Origin of the sequence: Pseudomonas sp. 34 E 7, from assembly GCF_900005715.1 — a bacterium.
Lineage (GTDB): Bacteria > Pseudomonadota > Gammaproteobacteria > Pseudomonadales > Pseudomonadaceae > Aquipseudomonas > Aquipseudomonas orientalis_A.
The window spans coordinates 1-3,543 of the sequence record NZ_CVTX01000131.1; the positions used below are offsets into that span (position 1 = coordinate 1).

3 protein-coding genes and 4 tRNA genes are annotated in these 3,543 nt (G+C 60.3%); all 7 read right to left on the minus strand.

Translation table 11 applies throughout. The annotated features are described in order from the left end of the window. The coding region (locus BFP96_RS11700) for an alpha/beta hydrolase (RefSeq protein WP_139113390.1) at nt 1-423 on the minus strand (423 nt) is incomplete at its 3' end. 15 nt (nt 424-438) lie between these two features. Next, entirely contained in the window at nt 439-978 is a 540-nt protein-coding gene (locus tag BFP96_RS11705) for a TetR/AcrR family transcriptional regulator (protein WP_065884118.1), read from the minus strand. A 182-nt stretch (nt 979-1,160) separates the two neighbouring features. Continuing rightward, nucleotides 1,161-1,236, minus strand: a tRNA-Glu gene (locus BFP96_RS11710). A gap of 77 nt (nt 1,237-1,313) precedes the next feature. Then, nucleotides 1,314-1,389 (minus strand) — tRNA-Ala (locus tag BFP96_RS11715). 49 nt (nt 1,390-1,438) lie between these two features. Continuing rightward, nucleotides 1,439-1,514, minus strand: a tRNA-Glu gene (locus tag BFP96_RS11720). A gap of 78 nt (nt 1,515-1,592) precedes the next feature. Then, nucleotides 1,593-1,668, minus strand: a tRNA-Ala gene (locus BFP96_RS11725). A gap of 147 nt (nt 1,669-1,815) precedes the next feature. Beyond that, on the minus strand, nt 1,816-3,297 hold the full coding sequence (gene gltX / locus BFP96_RS11730) for a glutamate--tRNA ligase (RefSeq protein ID WP_065884120.1): 1,482 nt from the start codon (nt 3,295-3,297) through the stop codon (nt 1,816-1,818). Nucleotides 3,298-3,543: the final 246 nt, after the last annotated feature.

Here is a 3,543-nt window from a genome sequence, read left to right on the forward strand (position 1 = left end):
ACCGCCCATGGAGTGGCCGACCACCGCCTGCAGCGGGGGCAGCTCGGCCGCCGCCTCGAGCATGGCACGGGCGAACAGCAGCACGTGCGCTTCACGCCCTGGCGAATGCCCATGGGCCGGGCCATCCAGAGCAATCACCGAGTAGCCGCCCTCCACCAACGCCGTGATCAGGCTGGCGAATTGCGTAGGCCGGCCTTCCCAGCCGTGCATCAGCAACACCGCCGGTCCTTGCCCCCAGCGCAGCGCCGAGAGGCCAAAGCGCAAGGTGATGCGCTCCGATTGCGCCAGCACCGGCAGCTCCCACGCCCGTGGCGGTAGCTCACGGGGCGTCATGAAGGTGCGGCGCATTCGGTTGGCCACCGTTTGCGGCGCGAGTCGGCCGACCGTGCCGTTGAAACCACGAACCCAATTCAAGCCGCCCATGCCCTGAACCCTCTTTCAGCGTACCGCCGACTTGGCGGCGCGCAGCACACGATCGGACAGCTCCCCGGGCCCCAGGGCTCGCGCCAGCGTCAGGCCGCCGACCATCAGCGCCATGTCGGCCAGGGCCTTGTCGGTATCTTCCGGCGTGGCCGCCAATTGGGCGGCCATCAGCTCGCAATGTTCGCTCAGTGCCTGGCGGAACGCGTCCGGCAAACGGCCCATTTCGCCAACCGTCGCAGGCAGCGGGCACGCCTCGCCGGTGGAGTCCCGGTGCTTGCGCGACAAGTAAAACGCCGCCACCAGGCTTCGGCGCTCTTCGCCGGTCAGTTGCGTGTCCAGGTCTTCTATCGCCGCGCGGCGCTTGGCCAGCAACTCAGTGAAGGCCTCCAGCATCAGCGCATCCTTGCTCTCAAAGTGCGCATAAAAACCGCCGACCGTCAGCCCCGCCGCCCCCATGACTTCGCCGACACTCGGTTCAGCCGGGCCACGCTGGATCAATGCCGCGCTGGCGGCCTGCAAGATGCGTTCGCGCGTTTGCGCTTTTTTATCGCTCATCAAAGCCTCCGTCTCTCATGGGTTTAATATTATTACCATAATAATATTGCGCAAGCGACAAGCATGACCATTGGTCAGAACAGAAGAAAGGAAGTGGAGAAAGAATTGGCCGAACGCCAGACAAACAAAAGGGCCATTCAATAATTGAATGACCCTTAAAAATCCCGCAGAGCGGGTAATCGTGGCGTCCCCTAGGGGACTCGAACCCCTGTTACCGCCGTGAAAGGGCGGTGTCCTAGGCCACTAGACGAAGGGGACACAAACCTTCTGTACAGTGATCAGTGCGAGACCGATCGATTCAAGGACGGTGTGGCCGCAACCTTGAACCTGTAAATTGGTGGAGCTAAACGGGATCGAACCGTTGACCTCTTGCATGCCATGCAAGCGCTCTCCCAGCTGAGCTATAGCCCCGATTTTTCGCCTGGCGGCGCAGCAGACCTTTCGGAATGCTTGTTGAAACTGGCGTCCCCTAGGGGACTCGAACCCCTGTTACCGCCGTGAAAGGGCGGTGTCCTAGGCCACTAGACGAAGGGGACAAAACCTTCTGTACAACTGATCGGCGCTGAGTGCCGATCGATTCAAGGACGGTGTGGCCAGACCTTGAACCTGTAAATTGGTGGAGCTAAACGGGATCGAACCGTTGACCTCTTGCATGCCATGCAAGCGCTCTCCCAGCTGAGCTATAGCCCCTCATCGGTGAGGACGGGGCGAATCTTAATGGCGGTTTCGAAACGTGTCAAATTTATTTTCAACAATTTTCAAAATTTTTTGCCGGGATAACAATCACTTACCGACGAAACCCCGGAAAACCGGGGTTTCGTCCTTACAGCCGTGCGCTTAAGCGATAGCGCCCAGCAGCTTTTCCCACTCTTTGTTTTCTTTCTTCGAAACACCACCAAGCAAATCAAGGGCTTGGCGCAGACGGAAACGCGTGAGGTCCGGGCCGAGGATTTCCATCGCGTCGAGCACCGACACTGAACTGGCCTGCCCGGTAATCGCGGCAAACATCAACGGCATGGCATCACGCAACTTCAGCTCCAGCGACTCGACCACTGCCTGGATCGTCGCGGTGATCGCATCCTTCTCCCATTGGCGCAGGCTTTCGAGCTTCCACAGGATCAACTGCATCAACTGACGCACCTGGTCACCGGAGAGCTTTTTCGATTCAAACAGCTTGGCCTCCGGGTTCACGCCACCGGCGAAGAAAAAGCTGGCCAGCGGTGCGACCTGGCTGAACGTTTCCACCCTGCCCTGCACCAGCGGCGCTATCTTCATCATGTACTCGGGGTTGAGTGCCCACTGCTGCACACGACTGGCGAACTCTTCTACCGGCAAATCACGCAACCACTGGCCGTTAAGCCACGACAGCTTCTCGATATCGAAAATCGGCCCGCCCAGGGAGACGCGGGACAGGTCGAAGTTGTCGACCATTTCCTGCAGCGAGAATTTCTCGCGCTCGTCCGGCATCGACCAGCCCATGCGGCCCAGGTAATTGAGCATGGCTTCGGGCATGAAGCCCATGCGCTCGTAGAAGGTCACCGACGTCGGGTTCTTGCGCTTGGACAACTTGCTCTTGTCCGGGTTACGCAACAGCGGCATGTAGCACAGCTGCGGCTGCTCCCAGCCGAAGTATTCATAGAGCAGGATCAGCTTGGGCGCCGACGGCAGCCATTCTTCGCCGCGCAGCACATGGGTGATGCCCATCAGGTGGTCGTCGACCACGTTGGCCAGGAAGTACGTCGGCAGGCCGTCGGTCTTCATCAGCACCTGCATGTCCATACGGTCCCACGGAATCTCGACATCACCGCGCAGCATGTCCGGCACCACGCACACGCCTTCGCTCGGCACTTTCATGCGGATCACATGGGGCTCGCCGGCGGCCAGGCGCGCGGCCACTTCCTCTTTGGACAACAGCAGCGCGCGGCCATCGTAGCGCGGTGTCTCGCCACGGGCCTGTTGCTCGGCGCGCATCTGGTCCAGCTCTTCGGCGGTGCAGAAGCAGGGGAACGCGTGGCCCATGTCCACCAGTTGCTGGGTGTACTGCTTGTAGATATCGCTGCGCTCGCTCTGGCGATACGGGCCGTGGGGGCCGCCGACATCCGGGCCTTCGGCCCAGGTAATGCCCAACCAGCGCAGGGCATCGAAAATCTGCTGTTCCGACTCACGGGTCGAGCGCAGTTGATCGGTGTCTTCGATCCGCAGGATGAATTCACCGCCGTGCTGCTTGGCAAAGCAGTAGTTGAACAGGGCGATGTAAGCAGTGCCGACGTGGGGATCCCCAGTAGGCGATGGCGCAATGCGCGTGCGGACGGTGGTCATGGCAGGTCTCGAATGGGCGATGAAACTGAAAATTGAAACAAGGGGCGAATGGTAACAGCCTGGGGGATTTCTGGAAAACCGAGGCGCGGCCATCGGGGGCAAGCCCCCTCCCACACTTGACTGTATTCACACATCAACAGGTGGGAGGGGGCTTGCCCCCGATGAGCATAGGTATCTACACAACTCAGCAGCGCCCAACCGTAACCACGATGCGAAGCGAGCCGCTCTTGATCTTGATCTGCTTTT

Bases quoted from the DNA above. Each gene is read 5' to 3' on its own strand.
- BFP96_RS11705 (WP_065884118.1), bottom strand. From the start codon at position 978: ATGAGCGATAAAAAAGCGCAAACGCGCGAACGCATCTTGCAGGCCGCC.
- gltX (WP_065884120.1), bottom strand. From the start codon at position 3,297: ATGACCACCGTCCGCACGCGCATTGCGCCATCGCCTACTGGGGATCCC.